General features: G+C 69.2%; 14 protein-coding genes and 1 pseudogene. 8 read left to right on the top strand and 7 right to left on the bottom strand.

The features are described from left to right. Positions 1 to 24 precede the first annotated feature (24 nt). Positions 25 to 504, top strand: a complete 480-nt coding sequence (locus H4W80_RS48730) for a S26 family signal peptidase (protein ID WP_318787405.1) — start codon at positions 25 to 27, stop codon at positions 502 to 504. Here H4W80_RS48730 and H4W80_RS48725 read toward each other — a convergent pair. The 3 genes from H4W80_RS48725 to H4W80_RS48715 all read right to left on the bottom strand — a co-directional run bounded on the left by H4W80_RS48725 (position 429) and on the right by H4W80_RS48715 (position 3,103). After that, complete coding sequence (locus H4W80_RS48725) at positions 429 to 2,300, bottom strand: ABC transporter ATP-binding protein (RefSeq protein ID WP_192791284.1); 1,872 nt, start codon at positions 2,298 to 2,300, stop codon at positions 429 to 431. The two genes, H4W80_RS48730 and H4W80_RS48725, sit on opposite strands and share 76 nt — an antisense overlap. Further along, complete coding sequence (locus H4W80_RS48720; protein WP_192791283.1) at positions 2,297 to 2,824, bottom strand: TlpA family protein disulfide reductase; 528 nt, start codon at positions 2,822 to 2,824, stop codon at positions 2,297 to 2,299. The genes H4W80_RS48725 and H4W80_RS48720 overlap by 4 nt, the downstream gene beginning before the upstream one ends. 105 nt (positions 2,825 to 2,929) lie before the next feature. Further along, positions 2,930 to 3,103, bottom strand: coding sequence for a hypothetical protein (locus H4W80_RS48715; protein ID WP_185072132.1), 174 nt, complete (start codon positions 3,101 to 3,103; stop codon positions 2,930 to 2,932). A gap of 796 nt (positions 3,104 to 3,899) precedes the next feature. Between H4W80_RS48715 and H4W80_RS48710 the strand changes: the two genes are divergently transcribed. Together H4W80_RS48710 and H4W80_RS48705 are read left to right on the top strand one after the other, a co-directional pair. Then, positions 3,900 to 5,294: a glycoside hydrolase family 10 protein gene (locus H4W80_RS48710; RefSeq protein WP_192791282.1), complete on the top strand. Its 1,395-nt coding sequence runs from the start codon at positions 3,900 to 3,902 to the stop codon at positions 5,292 to 5,294. Between the two features lie 30 nt (positions 5,295 to 5,324). Beyond that, a complete protein-coding gene (locus tag H4W80_RS48705; RefSeq protein ID WP_192791281.1) occupies positions 5,325 to 6,755 on the top strand; it encodes a non-reducing end alpha-L-arabinofuranosidase family hydrolase in 1,431 nt (476 codons plus the stop codon). Between the two features lie 200 nt (positions 6,756 to 6,955). Here the strand turns inward: H4W80_RS48705 and H4W80_RS48700 are convergent, their stop codons facing one another. Beyond that, positions 6,956 to 9,370: an ABC transporter permease gene (locus tag H4W80_RS48700; protein WP_192791280.1), complete on the bottom strand. Its 2,415-nt coding sequence runs from the start codon at positions 9,368 to 9,370 to the stop codon at positions 6,956 to 6,958. Beyond that, on the bottom strand, positions 9,370 to 10,074 hold the full coding sequence (locus H4W80_RS48695; RefSeq protein ID WP_192791279.1) for an ABC transporter ATP-binding protein: 705 nt from the start codon (positions 10,072 to 10,074) through the stop codon (positions 9,370 to 9,372). The genes H4W80_RS48700 and H4W80_RS48695 overlap by 1 nt, the downstream gene beginning before the upstream one ends. 87 nt (positions 10,075 to 10,161) lie before the next feature. Between H4W80_RS48695 and H4W80_RS48690 the strand changes: the two genes are divergently transcribed. From H4W80_RS48690 to H4W80_RS48670, 5 genes and pseudogenes are all read left to right on the top strand, one after another. After that, entirely contained in the window at positions 10,162 to 10,857 is a 696-nt protein-coding gene (locus H4W80_RS48690; RefSeq protein ID WP_192791278.1) for a response regulator transcription factor, read from the top strand. Between the two features lie 10 nt (positions 10,858 to 10,867). Next, positions 10,868 to 11,944, top strand: a complete 1,077-nt coding sequence (locus H4W80_RS48685) for a sensor histidine kinase (RefSeq protein WP_225964081.1) — start codon at positions 10,868 to 10,870, stop codon at positions 11,942 to 11,944. 257 nt (positions 11,945 to 12,201) lie between these two features. After that, positions 12,202 to 12,747, top strand: a complete 546-nt coding sequence (locus tag H4W80_RS48680) for a hypothetical protein (RefSeq protein ID WP_192791276.1) — start codon at positions 12,202 to 12,204, stop codon at positions 12,745 to 12,747. A 40-nt stretch (positions 12,748 to 12,787) separates the two neighbouring features. Continuing rightward, positions 12,788 to 13,562: pseudogene (locus H4W80_RS48675) on the top strand (IS256 family transposase); the annotation flags it as partial. Positions 13,563 to 13,670: 108 nt separating this feature from the next. Further along, positions 13,671 to 14,828, top strand: a complete 1,158-nt coding sequence (locus H4W80_RS48670; protein WP_192791274.1) for a hypothetical protein — start codon at positions 13,671 to 13,673, stop codon at positions 14,826 to 14,828. Positions 14,829 to 15,256: 428 nt separating this feature from the next. On the opposite strand, the gene H4W80_RS48665 is transcribed toward H4W80_RS48670, so the two are convergent. Both H4W80_RS48665 and H4W80_RS48660 read right to left on the bottom strand, forming a co-directional pair. Continuing rightward, positions 15,257 to 15,523 (bottom strand): hypothetical protein, encoded by a 267-nt coding sequence (locus tag H4W80_RS48665; protein ID WP_192791273.1) that lies wholly within the window; start codon positions 15,521 to 15,523, stop codon positions 15,257 to 15,259. Positions 15,524 to 15,854: 331 nt separating this feature from the next. After that, complete coding sequence (locus tag H4W80_RS48660; protein WP_192791272.1) at positions 15,855 to 16,616, bottom strand: DUF6928 family protein; 762 nt, start codon at positions 16,614 to 16,616, stop codon at positions 15,855 to 15,857. Positions 16,617 to 16,658 lie beyond the last annotated feature (42 nt).

The raw sequence follows: 16,658 nt of genomic DNA, 5'->3' as shown, positions 1-16,658 counted from the left end.
TGGTGATCGACTTTGGAGGGCGCCGTGCGGCGCGTCATGATCCTGCTGGCCCCGATCGCGGCCCTGGCCGCCGGGCTGGTCGTCGCCCGGAGGCGGTTCGTCGTCGTCCGGATCAGCGGGGCGAGCATGCTGCCGACCTACCGGACGGGCGACCGGGTGCTCGTCCGCAGGACCACGGGGGCGGGTGTCAGGCGCGGCCAGGTCGTGGTGCTGCAGACCGCGCTGCCCGGAGGGAAGTGGCGTACGGGGCCGCTGCCCCGGCCGGGGGCGGCCAGGTGGTTCATCAAGCGGGCGGTGGCCGTGCCGGGCGATCCGGTGCCCGGCCAGGTCGCGGCTCGGGTGGAGGCGTCGCCGGGCGACCCGGTCCCGGCGGGCCGGCTGGTCGTCCTCGGTGACGGGCCGGTCAGCGAGGACTCGCGGGCATGGGGTTACGTGCCCTTCGACCGCGTGCTCGGCGTCGTCGTCCGCCGGCTCGACACCTCCCCCGAATCCGCCGGCTCGTAGCCCTGGGCCTGGAGGGTGAACAGCCCCGCGTACTCACCTCCCAGCGCCATCAGCTCCGCGTGCGAGCCCCGCTCGGCGATCCGCCCCTCGGCGAGCACGACGATCACGTCCGCCTCCCGCACCGCGCCGAGCCGGTGCGAGATCAGCAGGCTGGTCCGCCCGGCGCGGTGGCGGCGCAGGCTCTGGTGGATGGCGTGCTCGGCCTGCGCGTCCAGGCCGGAGCTCGGCTCGTCGAGCACGAGCAGGTCCCGCCCCTTGCGCATCAGGGCACGGGCCAGCGCGAGGCGCTGCCACTGCCCGCCGGACAGCACCACTCCGGCCTGCGGGTCGTCCCGGTCGCCGAAGAAGATCCGGCTCAGCAGCGTCTCGTAGCCCCGCGGCAGCCCGGCGACCGTCTCGTGGACACCGGCCAGCCTGGCGGCTTCCTCGACCCGGTCCCGGTCGTCGAGCGCCGCGACGTCGCCGAGCCCGATGTTCTCGGCCGCGGTCAGGTCGTACGACATGTAGTCCTGGAACACCGCGCCGATGCGGCCGCGCAGTTCGGCGGGGTCCAGGTCCCGCAGGTCGACGCCGTCCCAGTGGATGGAGCCGCGTACCGGGTCGTACAGCCGGCAGATGAGCTTGACCAGGGTGCTCTTGCCCACGCCGTTCAGCCCGACCAGGGCGAGGGAGCCGCCGCGCGGGATGAAGAGGTCGATTCCGCGCAGCACCCACGGATGCGCGTCGTCGTACCGGAACCACACGTCGCGCACCTCGATGCCCTCGCGCAGCGCGGGGACGGGGCGCGGCCGCCGCGGGACGGGCAGGTCCGGCGCGTCGGCCACGACGTCGAGGTAGTGCCCGAACATCAGCAGCGCGTTGTGCGCGTCGGCGGACTGGCCGACGACCGACGCGAGCGCGGACTGCACCCCGGCGACGGCCGCGACGAACACGGCGACGTCGCCGACGCTCAGCGTGCCCGACGCGGCGCCGCTGATCGCCCACAGCAGGCCGAGCGCGGCGACGGCCGCCCCGAGCAGCGACAACGACCCCTGGGTACGCAGGGTCCTGCGGGCGAGCCCCTGCTCGGCGGCGTTGACCGCGCGCAGCTCGCCCAGCATCCTGGCGCGCAGGAAGTCGCCGAGGCCGAACAGCCGGATCTCCTTGGCCGCGTCGGGGCTGGTGAGCAGGCCGGCGAAGAAGATCTGCCGACGGCTCCTCGAGCTGACGCCCCACATCATGCCGGCGCGGCGCCGGGACAGGTCGAGCTGGGCGCGGACCGAGGGGACCGCGGAGAGCGCCACGACGAGGATCATCCCCGGCGCCAGCACCGCCAGCGCCGCGGTGAACCCGGCGAGGGTGACGGCCCCCTGGGCGATCCCCAGGCCGGAGCGGACGATCCGCTGCGGCGCGTTCTGGCCGGCCTCCTGCGCCAGCCGCACCCGGTCGTGGAAGGCCGGGTTCTCGAACCGGCTCAGCCCCGGGTGGGCGTTGACGGCCTGGAAGAGCCGGTCCTGGATCAGCACCTGGAGCGCGCGGCGCAGCTGCTCCTGGGCGTACTCGGCGACCGCGGGCAGGGCCGCGCCCGCCAGGCCGGTCACGCCGAGAGCCACGCCGTACGGAAGCAGCTCGGCGAGGCCCGCCCCGGCCGCCAGCCCGTCGAGCACGAGCTTGGTCAGCCACGCCGTGACCACCGGGACCAGGCCCATGAGCAGCACCGTGATCCCGGATGCCAGGACGGCGGCCGGGTGCGCCCGCCAGGCCGACGCCGCGGCCGCGCGGAAGCGCCGCCGCGGCGTGGCGCCGCTAGAGGTCATCGGCGCGTGGCCGCCGGCAGCCTGCCCGGGGCGGTGTCGGCCGCGACGACCACCCCGTCACCGTCCACCAGGTAGAAGCTGGGGAACCGGGAGACCCGCAAGGCCCTGCCCACCGGGCCGCCCATCGGCTCGACCACGACGGTGGCCGAGGTCAGCTCGCCGGTGAACGACCGGGCCGCGTCGGGGTCGCCCGCGACCACGGCCAGCACGCGTTGTGGGCGGGTGTCGGCCAGGTAGGACGCGAACTCCGGCAGCCGCTCGTGGCAGGACGCGCATTCGGTGGAGAACACCGCCACCACGGAGGGCCCGGAGAAGAACGCGCGCGACACGGTCTCCCCGCTGAGGGCGGTCGCGCTGAACTCGCCGAGCGTCGTTCCCGGCTGCACCATCGGGGCGCCCGCCGGCGCCAGTTCGGCCAGCCGCAGCGTGTGCACGCGCAGCCGGCGGATCACCGCCAGGGTCAGCACCAGGTCCACCAGGCACAGCAATCCGACGACGACGACGGCGGCGACGAGATACGGCATGCGAGCTCCTCAGGGGGTGGGCGGCGAAGCACAGAGAACCCGCCAGGACGGCGCCGGCCGGCACCGAGCCGGCCCGCACTGTCCTGGGGGCTGTCGGAGGGCGCGTCAGCAGTAGTCGAAGCTGCCGCAGTTGGTCGTGCCGGTGGAGTCGTGGTAGCAGCAGGTCCGGCAGAACTTGCCCTGGCAGCACCAGTCGGTCCAGCACGCGGCCGAGGCGTTCGCCGACGGCAGGAACTTGTCGAGGAGTCGGTCTCCCAGCTTGTTGAGTGCGCGGATCATGGCGACCTCCTTGCATGGGGATCTTTACGCGCTCACGGTCACCCAGCAAGAGCATCCTGTTAAGGGAGAGATTGGCCGACGCTGGGGGGCATCGTTCGGCGGTTCAGGATCTTGACAGGGGGTCACCTGGCTAGGTGACGGCCGATGACAAGGCTCGGTGACGACCGTTCCTGCAGTCCCCATCCCTGAGCCGGGGCACCACCGCCGCAGCCCGCCACCACCGCAGGCCGTCGCCGGCGGCTTCGCCGCCGTGAACCTCCTCCTCGGCGATCCTCCTCCTCAGTGAACCTCCTCCTCGGTGAACCTCCGAAAGGGCGGCTCCAGGGACGTGGTGTCTGTCCGCCGGACCGCCCCGCGCCATGGCCGCCGGGTGGTGGCCCCCGGTCGGCTGTTAGCGCTCACACATCCTCTTCCCTGTCGCGTTTCCTTCTCTGTCAGATGGCCGTGGTGGCAGGTCGAGCCAATACGAGACGGCGAGGCGACGTCAAGGACGGCACCTCGCGCCGATAGAGGGGCGATAGAGGGGCGTGCGCGCTCATCAGGCGTTATCGGGGGTCGCCCCCCGCGACGGCGAGAGCGTCTCTCTGAAACTTTCGCCAAAGCTTGACAACTTTCGGCACGGTTTCCAGACTGTGTCCCTGAGAAGGCTTCCTCCTGCCATGTGGTGGTGCGCGGTGAGGAACGCCGTTCACGATGCCCTGGTGGTGTGCGTTCCCGATCACGGGACGCGGCGTCGATCGCGTGGGGTGACCCCGCGTGTCCCGCTTTTCCGTGATTCAGTCTGGAGCACTCAGCCATGGGCGACAAAGCCATCCTTCCGCCGCGGCCTCTCAGGCGCTCGCGGGTTCTGATCGCCGCCGCCGTCGGCGTCATCGGCGTGGTCACCGCGGTGACGGTACCGACCACGCCGGCCGGTGCCGCGGCGAGCACGCTCGGCGCGGCCGCCGCGCAGAGCGGGCGGTACTTCGGCACCGCCATCAGCGCGGGCAGGCTCGGCGACTCGCAGTACACCACGATCGCCGGCCGCGAGTTCAACATGGTGACGGCCGAGAACGAGATGAAGATCGACGCCACCGAGCCGAACCGGGGCCAGTTCAACTTCACCAACGGCGACCGCGTCTACAACTGGGCCGTGCAGAACGGCAAGCGGGTACGCGGCCACACCCTGGCCTGGCACGGCCAGCAGCCCGGCTGGATGCAGTCCCTGTCCGGCAGCACCCTGCGCCAGGCCATGATCGACCACATCAACGGCGTCATGGCCCACTACAAGGGCAAGATCTACGCCTGGGACGTGGTCAACGAGGCCTTCGCCGACGGCAACTCCGGCGGCCGGCGCGACTCCAACCTGCAGCGGACCGGCAACGACTGGATCGAGGTCGCCTTCCGCACCGCGCGCGCCGCCGACCCGGCCGCCAAGCTCTGCTACAACGACTACAACATCGACAACTGGACCTGGGCCAAGACGCAGGGCGTCTACAACATGGTCCGCGACTTCAAGCAGCGCGGCGTGCCGATCGACTGCGTCGGCCTGCAGTCGCACTTCAACAGCGGCAGCCCGTACAACAGCAACTACCGCACCACCATCTCCAGCTTCGCCGCCCTCGGGGTGGACGTGCAGATCACCGAACTGGACATCCAGGGCGCCTCTCCGCAGACCTACGCCGCCGTGACCAACGACTGCCTGGCGGTGGCCCGTTGCGCCGGCATCACGGTGTGGGGCGTACGCGACCAGGACTCCTGGCGCTCGGGCGACACCCCGCTGCTGTTCAGCGGCGGCAACAAGAAGCCCGCCTACGACGCCGTCCTCAACGCCCTGAACGCCGCCAACCCCGGCCCCACCCCCACCCCCACCCCCACGCCGACCCCGACGCCCACACCCACCCCGACGCCGGTCCCGGACGGATGCGAGGCGACGATCGCGACGACCAACAGCTGGCAGGGCGGCTTCCAGTCGACGGTGACCGTCCGGGCGGGCAACGCGGCGATCAGCGGATGGACCGTGCGGTGGACCTGGCCCGGCGACCAGAGCATCAGCAGCCTGTGGAACGGCCAGCAGAGTGTGTCCGGCTCCAGCGTCACCGTACGCAACGCCGCCTACAACGGCTCCATCGCCGCCGGCGGCTCCACGACCTTCGGGTTCACCGCGAACGGCACCGCGGCCACCCCGACCGCCACCTGCACCAACCCCTGACGGCGGTTGGACATGATGAGGAGAAGACAGATGCGTCTGCCCTGGCGAGCGCGGTCACCGCGCCCCTCCGCCGTCACGACCGCGGCGCCGACCCGGCGGGCCCCACGCCGCGGCCTGGTGATCGGCGCCATCGCAGCCCTGCTCGCCGGAGCAGGCCTGCTCACCATCCAGCCCGCCCAGGCCGCCGTCGCCTGCCGGGTCGACTACGCCATCAGTTCGAGCTGGGCAGGCGGCTTCAACGCCACCGTCACCATCAACAACCTCGGTGACGCGGTCAACGGCTGGCGGCTGACCTGGTCCTTCGGCGCCGGCCAGCAGATCACCCAGATCTGGAACGCCACCCAGACCCAGTCCGGCTCGTCGGTGACCGCCACCAACGTCTCCTACAACGCCTCCATCCCCTCCGGCGGCAGCGCCGGCTTCGGGTTCAACGGCTCGTGGAGCGGCAGCAACCCGGTGCCCACCTCGTTCGCCCTGAACGGCGTGACCTGCGGTAACCCCGGCACCCCCACACCGACCCCAACTCCCACCCCCACCCCCACACCGACCGGCACGTGCGCCCTTCCGTCGACGTACCGCTGGACCTCGACCGGCCCGCTGGCGAACCCGAAGTCCGGGTGGGTCTCGCTCAAGGACTTCAGCACCGTCGTCTACAACGGCAGGCACCTCGTCTACGGCACGACGCACGACACGGGAACGGCGTGGGGCTCGATGAACTTCGGCCTCTTCACCAACTGGTCCGACATGGCCTCGGCCAGCCAGAACACGATGTCCTCCTCCACCGTCGCGCCCACGCTCTTCTATTTCGCCCCGAAGAACATCTGGGTGCTCGCCTACCAGTGGGGCGCGACCGCCTTCTCCTACCGGACCTCCAGCGACCCCACCAACCCGAACGGCTGGTCCTCGCCACAGGCGCTCTTCTCCGGAAGCATCTCCGGCTCCGGAACGGGCCCCATCGACCAGACCCTCATCGGCGACAGCACCAACATGTACCTGTTCTTCGCCGGGGACAACGGCAAGATCTACCGCGCCAGCATGCCCATCGGGAACTTCCCGGGCAATTTCGGCGCCACATCCACGGTGATCATGAGTGACTCGACGAACAACCTCTTTGAAGCCGTTCAGGTCTACAAGCTCCAAGGCCAGAACCGATACCTCATGCTCGTCGAGGCGATCGGCGCGCAGGGCCGCTACTTCCGCTCGTTCACGGCCACCAGCCTGGACGGTTCGTGGACCCCGCAGGCCGCGACCGAGAGCAACCCCTTCGCCGGCAAGGCCAACAGCGGCGCCACCTGGACCAACGACATCAGCCACGGCGACCTGGTCCGCAGCAACCCTGATCAGACCATGACCGTCGACCCCTGCAACCTGCAGTTGCTCTACCAGGGCCGCAACCCCAGCTCCGGCGGCGACTACGGCCTCCTCCCCTACCGGCCGGGACTGCTGACCCTGCAGCACTGATCACGTGACACGGGCCCGCTCGGGTACCCCCGAGCAACCCGTGCGCAGACCTGCGCTTGCTGCGCGGGCTCGATCCCGGACAAAAGCGGCCTTCCGGCGGCAATGACGGCTATCCCAGCCCCGTCACCCACCGGAAGGCCCACCCGCCGACTTCCGAAAGAGCCGGAACGATCGCCGGGCACAAGCGATTGATGAAGGTATCAGTCGAGGGACAGCCCTGCGGCCGGAGTCACCCGAGCGGCCCGGCGTGCCGGGAGGACAGCGGCGAGGAGTCCGGCCAGAGCGGCGATGAGGGCAACGACGCCGAGTGATGGCCAGGGGACCTGCATGGTGGCGTCGCTGAGAGCCGACTTCACGACCGTCTCGTAGCCGGCCCAGGCGAACCCGACGCCGATCACGGTGCCGAGCAGGGTGGCCACCACCGACAGCAGCATTGCCTCGGTCGCCAGCATCCGCCGCAGCTGCCTGCGGGTGAGCCCGAGCGCGCGCAGCATCGCGTGTTCGCGGGCGCGTTCGAGGACGGAGAGCCCCAGGGTGTTCGCGATCCCGATCAGGGCGATCACCACGGCGATTGCGAGCAGGCCGAGCACCGACCAGGTGAGGATTCGCAGCAGTTGGTCCTCCGTCGCCCGGGCCTGCAGGTCATCGCGGATCTCCGCGCCGGCCGCATTCGCCAGCCCGGCCAGATCGCCGACGAGCTCGAGCGGGTCGGCGCCTGCGGAGGCGCGGACCCAGATGACGTGCGGTTCGGGGGAGTCGGTGAGCTGCGCCAGGGTCCCGGGCGCGACCACGCCCACCTGGCCCCAGTCGGTGCCGGCGACGACCTGCAACTGGGCTCGCCGGTCGCCGACGTGCACCGTGACCCGGTCACCGGGCCGCCAGCTCAGGTTCTTGCCAAAGGCCGCATCATCGAGTCTGATCTTCCCCGGCTCCACGCGGGCGAACGACCCACCGTCGCGGGCCACCTGCTCCGCGTCCGGCGCGGTGACGACCAGGACCGGTTCGTCGAGCCCCGCCACCTGAGCCATGGCGCCCTCCACCGGTATGGCCTGCTCCACACCGGGAGTGCGACGTACCTGGTCGAGGAGGTCGGTGGTGACCGGCGTCTCGAGCGAGGTGAGCGCGACATCGATGGGGTGATCCCTGTCGCGTTCCTCGTCCACGGCCGTACGTGTCGTGGCCGATCCGGTGAGCACTGCGGTCGTCAGGGTGACGCAGACCAGCAGGGAGGCGGTGGTGGCGGCGGTCCGGTGGGGGTTGCGCACGGCGTTCTTGGTTGCCAGCCGCCCTGCGGGGCCGAGCAGCGCGCCGGTGATCCGGACCAGGCGGGGAACGAGCGCCGGCCCGGACAGGAGCACGCCGGTGAACACCGATCCGCCGCCGGCCAGCATGAGCGCCGTGCTGTCCTGGACCATCGCCGCCCCGAGCAGGGCCAGCCCGGTGACCAGGAGGAGTGCAGCGAGCGCCAGCCGTACCCGGCCGGTGGCCGTGTGTCCGTCGACCGCGGTATCCGGGCGCAGTGCCGCCAGCGGGCTCACCCGGACCACACGCCGGGTCGGCAACAAGGAGGCGAGCATGGTGACGACCAGGCCGACGGTGAACCCGCCCAACAGCCAGGGCGTGGGCAGTCCGGCGGCGCCCATCGGGGTGGTGGGTGCGAGGGTGTTGATCAGGGCGATCAGCCCGTAGCCGAGGCCGACGCCGACCAGTGTCCCGGTCAGCGACGCGAGCACGCCGACGGCGGCCGCCTCGCGGCGTACCGAACCCACCACCTGCCGCCGGGTCGCGCCGACGCAGCGCAGCAGTGCGAAGTCGCGCAGGCGTTGCGCGAACATGACGGAGAACGTGTTCGCGACGACCAGGACCGAGACGAAGACCGCGATGGCGGCGAACACCAGCAGCATCAACGCGATCATGTCCGTGTGGTTGCTGAGCTTGGCCTGGCCGACCCTGACGTACTCCTCCGGCGAGTACAGCGCGGCGCCCTCCGGGAGCTGGCCTACCTCCCCGCGTACCGCCACCCTGCTCACGTGGAAGGAGGGGTGGTCGCGCCAGTGCAGGAACTGCGGCCAGGTGACGTACACCGAGGCCTGGACCGTGGGAGAGGGCGACTCCACGAGGCCGACCACTACTAGGTCGGTCGCGGTGGCGCCCTCGCCGATCCGCATCCGGTCGCCGATCGCGATTCCCCTGGCCTGGGCGTCCCACACGTGCACCACCGCCTCGCCCGTGCGTTCCGGGAAGCGGCCTGAGATGAGCTTCTGCCAGCGCATCTCCTTGGCAGGCGCGATCGGCCCCACGGTCATCTCGGAGGCCGACCTGTCGCCCGTGCGCGTCGGCAGCAGGACCCGGCCGAGCCCGGATGCGTTCTCGCCAAGGCGCTCGGCGATCTCGATCGCGACTGACGTGTCCAGGGTGTCGTCCACGTGGGCGGCGTCGACCACGTGGTCGGCATTGCGGAACGGCGCCCCGGCGTTCTCCATCAATCCGGCGCGTGCCCCGGACGTGATCACGCCGATCACGACGACGAAGGCGACCGAGACGATGACCGCGATGGCCGCTGCGACGTACCTGCGGGTGTGGGTGCGCAGCGACGCGAGGAAGACGGTGCGCATCAGGCGAGCCGCCCGTCCCGCATGATGACCACGTCGTCGGCGTACTTCGCCGCGTCCCGCTCGTGGGTGACCATCACGACGGTCTGGCCGAGCTCGCGCGTCGACCGGCGCAGGTGATCAAGCACCTCCGCAGACGTGGTGCTGTCCAGGTTTCCGGTGGGCTCGTCGGCGAACAGCAGGTCCGGCTGGGTGATCAGGGCCCGGGCGATCGCGACGCGCTGCTGCTGGCCGCCGGACAGCTCCGCGGGCCGGTGACCGAGCCGGTCAGCCACGCCGAGGATATCGGCGAGCCGGTGCGCGCGCTCGCGCGCCGCGTCGTCGATCCGGCGACCGCCCAGCTCGAGCGGGAGCACGATGTTCTCGCCCGCGGTGAGCATCGGCAGCAGGTTGAACGACTGGAACACGAAGCCGATGTGCTCGCGGCGGAAGATCGTGAGCGCGTCGTCGTCGAGTGATCCGAGGTCGATGCCGGCCACGGTGACGGTGCCACCGCTGGCCTGGTCGAGTCCGGCCAGGCAGTGCATCAGCGTGGACTTGCCCGACCCGCTCGGCCCCATGATCGCGGTGAACCTCCCTCGTGGGAGGTCGAGGTCGATGCCGCGCAGGGCATGCACCTGGGCATCGCCTTGGCCGTAGGTCTTGGTCAGGTCCCGCGCGCTGGCGGCCACGGTCTCCTGAGTGGCCTGCTGGGTCGTGGTCGTCATGCCGCCAGTCAAGGCAGCGTGGCGTTGTCAGCACGTATGCGGTTTTTGATATGCCGAGGATATGCTCCGGCTCCTAGCATCAAGAGCATGCGCGTGTTGATCGTCGAGGACGAACCCTACCTGGCAGAAGCCATCCGCGATGGCCTACGCCTGGCAGCGATCGCCGCCGACATCGCCGGTGACGGTGACACCGCTCTGGAGCTGCTGAGCATCAACGCCTACGACATCGCCGTCCTCGACCGCGACATCCCTGGCCCCTCCGGCGACGAGATCGCCAAACGCATCGTCGCCTCCGGCAGCGGCATGCCTATCCTCATGCTCACCGCTGCCGACCGGCTCGACGACAAGGCCTCCGGGTTCGAACTCGGCGCCGACGACTACCTCACAAAGCCCTTCGAACTCCGAGAACTCGTGCTCCGTCTCCGAGCACTCGACCGCAGGCGCGCCCACAACAGACCACCCGTGCGAGAGATCGCAGGGCTGCGTCTGGATCCGTTCCGCCGCGAGGTCTACCGCGACAGCCGCTATGTCGCGCTCACCCGGAAACAGTTCGCCGTGCTCGAAGTCCTCGTCGCTGCCGAGGGCGGTGTCGTCAGCGCCGAAGAACTCTTGGAGCGAGCGTGGGATGAGAACGCCGACCCCTTCACCAATGCCGTGCGCATCACTGTCTCGGCACTGCGCAAACGGCTCGGCGAACCCGGGATCATCGCCACCGTGGCCGGCGTCGGCTACCGCATCGACACAGTACCCGGCACCGGACGTGAGGGAGGGAACCGTGGATAGGGCGCCTGGTTTGAGTGTTCGTCTCAAACTCGCGCTCAGCTATGCCGGGTTCGTCACGCTTGCAGGTTCCTTGGTACTCGCGGCCGTGTTGGTGTTCCTTCGGTGCTATTTGTCCGACGGTGTGCTCTTCACCTTCAGTCGTCTTGTTCCCAACCGGCCCGACCCGCTGCACGCTTTCGCTCCGGTGGCAGCCGCAGTGTTCGCGTTCCTGCTGGTGTTCGGTGTCGCGGGAGGGTGGCTTCTCGCCAGCCGCATGCTCACCCCTCTGACTCGCATCACAGACGCCACACGCAGGGCCGCGAACGGGTCACTCTCCCACCGGATCCAGTTGGAGGGCCGCAAAGACGAGTTCCGCGAACTCGCCGACGCCTTCGACACCATGCTCCTACGGCTCGAAGCACACGTCGCCGAACAGCAGAGATTCGCAGCCAACTCCTCCCACGAACTGCGCACCCCACTGGCGATCACGCAAACACTTCTCGACGTGGCCCGCAACGATCCGAACCGCGACACCGGCGAACTCGTCGACCGCCTCCACGCCGTCAACACCCGAGCGATCGACCTCACAGAAGCGTTGCTCCTGCTCAGCCGCGCCGACCGACGGTCCTACACCCGAGAACACGTCGACCTGTCCCTGATAGCGGAAGAAGCCGCTGAAACGCTCCTCCCCCTCGCAGAAAAACGCGGCCTCACCATCGAGACCTCCGGCGACATCACCCCCACCAACGGTTCACACGCGCTCCTCCTGCAGATGACTACGAACCTCGTGCACAACGCGATCGTCCACAACCTGCCTGAACAGGGCACCGTATGGGTCACGACCACCGTTCACCCCGAGACTGTGGTGCTCACTGTCGAGAACACCGGCGAGAAGCTCGCCCCACAATTGGTCTCCACGCTTGTCGAGCCGTTTCAGCGCGGCAACGAACGCATACACGCCGACCATGCAGGTGTCGGCCTCGGCCTGGCGATCGTCAAAAGCATCGCCCAAGCACACGACGGAGCCCTCGCCCTCACCCCACGCCCCGCCGGCGGGCTCCGCGTCACGGTGCAGCTACCCGCCGCACCACCGCACACCGGCAGATGACGATCAGGTAGCCCATCCGGCTCACGCCACCTCATGATCACAAAGAACCTGAGCAGTTACGATTGCTCGGTCTCCTGCGATCCCGCCGCCGAAGAAAGACCCACGCCGGCGGAGGCGCTACACCACCTCCCGCGAGGAGGGGCCGCACCAGCTCCGGCGTATTACGCGAGCGTCATGCTGGCCGGTGGTGTCTCGGTCGGAGAACTCGCCGAATACCTCGGCCACGCCGACCAGGCTACTTCGCCAGGTGCCTGCTGATGACCAGGCGCTGGATCTGGTTGGTGCCCTCGAAGATCTGCATGTTCTCCGATGCGCGATCCAGTCACTCGCGAAAACAGCTCGATCATGTCGGTGAGCAGCGGTTACGCTTGCGGGCGCCTCGCGTCGCTTCTCCCTGGTTCCAATGCTCCCACGGAACAGCGACGGAACAAGGGCAGAGCTTGGAGGAAGCCATGGCCATACCAAGGAGGGGCTCGCGGCTCATCACCGTCGACGGCACCGTCTTCCGCTGGCGCGTCCGCCACAAGCCGACCTACTGCCAGGGCATGGCCTGGGCACCGCTCAGCTTCGCCGTCGAACGAGCCGAGAAGCCGGGACGCGTTCTCGTGGTGTCACTCCCCTGCGCCCGCCCGGACAACTGGCTAGGAGAGCGAGCGATCGCCATCCGTCCTGCCCTGGTCGTCGAATGCATCCGGCGAGCCGTCGAACAAGGATGGAACTCGGGGCAACCGGGCCCGGGATTCGCCCTCACCGTTACTGAGGACGAACTGATCGTGCCCCGGGCGAACCGCCTCAGTACCTGATCTGAGCTTCCCCTGCCTCTGGCATGATGGTCGCGTCCGATTCGTGCGTGGCCTGTCCGTCCGTGACGTCGAGGGCGCACTGGCCGACGCGCTCGGCCCCGAGGCCGCCCTGAGCAAGTCCACGGTCTCGACCATCTGCCAGGCCATCGTGGCCGAGTACGACGCCTGGTGCCGCCGCGACCTGACGCACGTCGATCTGGACTACCTGTTCCTGGACGCTTCGCACTTCAAGATGCACGACGGCAGCCGGGCCGAGCCGATCCTGGCCGCCCGGGGCATCACCACCGCCGGCAAGCCCGTCTTCGTCGGCCTGGCCGCCGCCGCGGCCGAGTCCACCGACGCCTGGCACGACTTCCTGTCCGACCTCGTCGCCCGCGGTCTGCGCCCGCCGCTGCTCATCATCTCCGACGGCGCGCCCGGCCTGATCAGCGCCGCCGAGCAGGTCTTCCCCACCTCACTGCGCCAGAGGTGTCTCGTTCACCGCGCCAGAAACGTGCTCGCGAAGGTCAGCGCCGGCGACCAGGCCGAGGTGAAGGCCGCCTACTGGCAGATCTTCGACCTCAGCGAGCCGGGCGATGACATCACGGCCGGCCAGGGGTTGGTCGACCTCGTCCAGCGGCGCATCGACGCCTTCGCCGACACCTGGTCCGGCCGCTACCCGGCGGCGGTCAAGTGCCTGCTCACCGACCGCCAAAGCCTGACCAGCAAGGGCCTGCGGATCCTGCACGACCTCCGCCGGGCGCTGCTCCACCCGCCGGGCGCTGCTCCGCCCTACCGACGACCCGGCCTTGGAACTCGCTACCGAGGCCGCCTAAGATCCACTCACGGCACCTACCTCGTCGAGCGATTTACACCGCTCCGAAGACGCCACCTCGCGGCACTCGTGGCTGCGACTGTCGGTCCTGCCTGGAAGAGTGCACCTCATGCGCGACGACGAGTTGGACGAGTTGAAGCAAGTTCTTCGCCGTGATGACGGTCTCGATCACGTTCGGACTTCGGCGGTGGACCTTGCCCGTTGGCTCGTGGACCACCTTGGCGACGAGCGGGCCGCCACAGCCCATGCTCTGCGGACTCAGCATAAGGACGACTGGGACGAATGCTGGGCCACCCGGGCGCGGATCAAAGAGGACGTCACCCGGCGGCTGGAGAAAGCGGATGACGCCACCCTTAGCGCCGCGGCGCTCTGCGTGGTGTTGTGGCCAGAGGACCCTTACGCGGATTTCGACGACATACTGAAACGCGCCACCAGGCGGCGTCTGGGCTGGACTGCCGAGCAGGCGAGCGTCTTGTGGCGTCTGGCCGCCACTGACCAGAAGCGAGGCTTTCGATGGGTCACATGCGTCAAGCTGGCCTTGGCCTCACTCAAAGGGCTCGAAGAGCCGGAACTTCGAGAGCTTGCTCCGTTGCTACGCGCCGTTGAGGAGACGCTGCCATCCGCGTGGGGAATCCGTGGCGCCGACCGCGCTCGCCTGCCTCAGGCCATGCGGTCCTACCTGGCGCTGGTCGACGGGCCGCCGACGGCTTTGCCCGACTCGGTGCTCGTGCCCCGCGATCGATGGGCAGGGGACCTGAGGGAGTGGCTCGGCATCGAACCGATGCCGCACCTGGTCCAGCTGATCATTCATCTGGCCACCCTGGCGTCGGGTCTTCCGACGGCCGCGTGGCGGCGGACGTGCATGGACTTGGCGCTCCGAGAGGGCACCCGGGAGTTCGGCCGACGAGCGCTGGCCGGGCTGCTGGAGTGCGGCCCCACCACGATGCGGCGCCACGGAAAGCAGCAACGGGTGCTACTGGACGAGCGCAACGACGATCTGGCGAGAGGTGTCGTCTGGATGGCGGCGCTGACTGAAGGGCCCTCAGCGGTGACAGCACTGGAGGCGGTGGTGTTGCGGACTTCATACGACACCTTCGCCTACTTTCCCGAGCCCAAGGTGGCCACGGCGGCGGTGCACGCCCTGGGGACCATCCCCGGCCCGCAGGCCCCCGCGGCGCTGCAGCGGTTGCTGACGAGAATCCACCACGCGGGAGAGCGCAAGCAGATCGAGGCAGCGCTCAACGCCGCAGCGGCGCTTGCCCCGTGACGTGCAGCTGAACGAGGTGGCTCTCTGACCGGACAGGACCTCTTTAGCGAGGAGCCCACCAGCAACACCGTGCCCCGCTTCCACCTGTGTATGTTCACGCACACAGCTCTGCACCTGAGGCTGTACGCCGACACCTGACCGCCGGGCAGGACTCTACGTGTCCGCCCACCTGGAGATTTCATGGTCACCAGCCTGGATCAGGCTGGCCGCCTAACTGGAGAGACTCCTGACCGCCCACAGTTGCAGCTTGCACTTACGGTGATCAGCCGTGATCCTCGGTGGGACGGGGCTGAGGAACGAAGCCCTGGACCTTCGATCGCCCCCCAGCCACGTACGGTGACCCGCCATGCCGTGGCGATCGTAAGGGTCGCATTCGTGTGGTGGGCCCGACATCCTCGGCCGGAACGCTAGGTTCATCTGGCATGGCTCTATCGCCCTCGATGCGTAGCGCTGGTCCAGATGCGCTCGAAGCTGGTGAGGTAGATCGCGGATGCCCCTTGCTCCTCCCTATGGCGGAGGTGCATGACGGGGGCGTCGGCTGCTGGGGTGGCGTAGGCGTGGAGGTTGACCAGGAGTTCGCTGTCTGCCCGAAAGATGGAGTTGTAGAGCACGGTGCGGTGGAGCCGGATCTCTACGTTGGGAACGTTGTGTAGCCGGCGGTAGAGGGTGATCGCATTCTTGATGCGGGCGGCCATGACGGCGGGCCGATGCCCTCGTCGATGCCGCGCCTGGCGACCCGAGGGCTGTCGGGATCGCCGAGGCGCCTGCAGGGCCCTCGACGACCGGCTGTTCCGTCCACGCGAGGTCTCTCACGGAACGGGGACGGAGCCATTGACCATTTAAGCCCTACGAAGGCGACGCGCGCCAAGACGGCGGCGCGTGCGGCCTTTTGGGGCGGCCTTGATCACAGAAACGCGAGCCCATTGCCGATCAACCAGGCAGGGGTCGCGTTTGTATGTGTGTGGGCGTTCACCTGCGGCGTGTTGTCCTGCCGAAGAGAGCAGAGCGCCGGCCAGGCACAGATGGTCAGAGGCTGTCGAAGCTAACCTCGTGCATCGTCCCGTTCGGTCCCATCCGGAATATCCGCGGTGGACCCATGGCCCGCCGTGCCTCGGCGTACCTGGCTTCCCGTTCGGCCTGTTCCCTGCCCGACGGGTCGGTCACCCGGAACCCGTGCAGGTGAAGACCGGCCGCATCGATGTGGCCGGGGTCGGGAGCTCCCTCTATCACGAAGCCGAACAACGCGTGCAACGCATCCTCGCCCAGCTCAAGGGGATGGAACGGCAGTGGGTAGGGATCCTGATCCGGCCAGCCCGGCACGCGCTCGACAGGATGCTCGCCCGCCCAGTACGGCAGCTCGAAGTCGTACGGCTCGCCGATGTTCTCCTGGATACCGCCATCGGGCGACAGGCTCAGCGAGCGGACCAGCACCCCGTCCTCCCAGACCGCGAAAGCAAGCCAGTCCACCACCGAGTGCATCGCATGCATGATGATCCGCCTGCCCGCACCGGCCTTGAGCAGATGCTCAGGCAACTCAGACGGACGATCGAGCACGAGCCTGCGATCGCAGAACAGCTCGGCCCCGGCCAGTGCGGTGGCGTAGGTGACGTCGTCAGGCGGGTAGACACAGTCCCACAACGTGCCGTCCTCGGCGGGTGCGACCGCATAATCTGGGTGAACCCGACGGACCAATGCCTCGGTCTCAGCCCGCTCCGAGCGCGTCGCGCTCAACAACGCGGGTCGGATGTCGCCCTCAGCGAACGCCAGCAATGCTGTCTTCGCGCCCATCCCGCCCCTCCAGAATCTCCGATCAGCAAAGGCCTGCACCTT

Origin of the sequence: Nonomuraea angiospora (assembly GCF_014873145.1) — a bacterium.
GTDB lineage: Bacteria > Actinomycetota > Actinomycetes > Streptosporangiales > Streptosporangiaceae > Nonomuraea > Nonomuraea angiospora.
The sequence above is the reverse complement of the archived record's forward strand: the minus strand, read 5'-3'. Positions and strand labels throughout refer to the sequence as shown.

Excerpts from the sequence above, each read along its gene's own strand:
- H4W80_RS48710 (WP_192791282.1), top strand. The coding sequence starts at position 3,900 with ATGGGCGACAAAGCCATCCTTCCGCCGCGGCCTCTCAGGCGCTCGCGG.
- H4W80_RS48715 (WP_185072132.1), bottom strand. The coding sequence starts at position 3,103 with ATGATCCGCGCACTCAACAAGCTGGGAGACCGACTCCTCGACAAGTTC.
- H4W80_RS48705 (WP_192791281.1), top strand. The coding sequence starts at position 5,325 with ATGCGTCTGCCCTGGCGAGCGCGGTCACCGCGCCCCTCCGCCGTCACG.
- H4W80_RS48700 (WP_192791280.1), bottom strand. The coding sequence starts at position 9,370 with ATGCGCACCGTCTTCCTCGCGTCGCTGCGCACCCACACCCGCAGGTAC.
- H4W80_RS48725 (WP_192791284.1), bottom strand. The coding sequence starts at position 2,300 with ATGACCTCTAGCGGCGCCACGCCGCGGCGGCGCTTCCGCGCGGCCGCG.
- H4W80_RS48660 (WP_192791272.1), bottom strand. The coding sequence starts at position 16,616 with ATGGGCGCGAAGACAGCATTGCTGGCGTTCGCTGAGGGCGACATCCGA.
- H4W80_RS48665 (WP_192791273.1), bottom strand. The coding sequence starts at position 15,523 with ATGGCCGCCCGCATCAAGAATGCGATCACCCTCTACCGCCGGCTACAC.
- H4W80_RS48680 (WP_192791276.1), top strand. The coding sequence starts at position 12,202 with ATGACCAGGCGCTGGATCTGGTTGGTGCCCTCGAAGATCTGCATGTTC.
- H4W80_RS48695 (WP_192791279.1), bottom strand. The coding sequence starts at position 10,074 with ATGACGACCACGACCCAGCAGGCCACTCAGGAGACCGTGGCCGCCAGC.
- H4W80_RS48670 (WP_192791274.1), top strand. The coding sequence starts at position 13,671 with ATGCGCGACGACGAGTTGGACGAGTTGAAGCAAGTTCTTCGCCGTGAT.
- H4W80_RS48690 (WP_192791278.1), top strand. The coding sequence starts at position 10,162 with ATGCGCGTGTTGATCGTCGAGGACGAACCCTACCTGGCAGAAGCCATC.
- H4W80_RS48720 (WP_192791283.1), bottom strand. The coding sequence starts at position 2,824 with ATGCCGTATCTCGTCGCCGCCGTCGTCGTCGTCGGATTGCTGTGCCTG.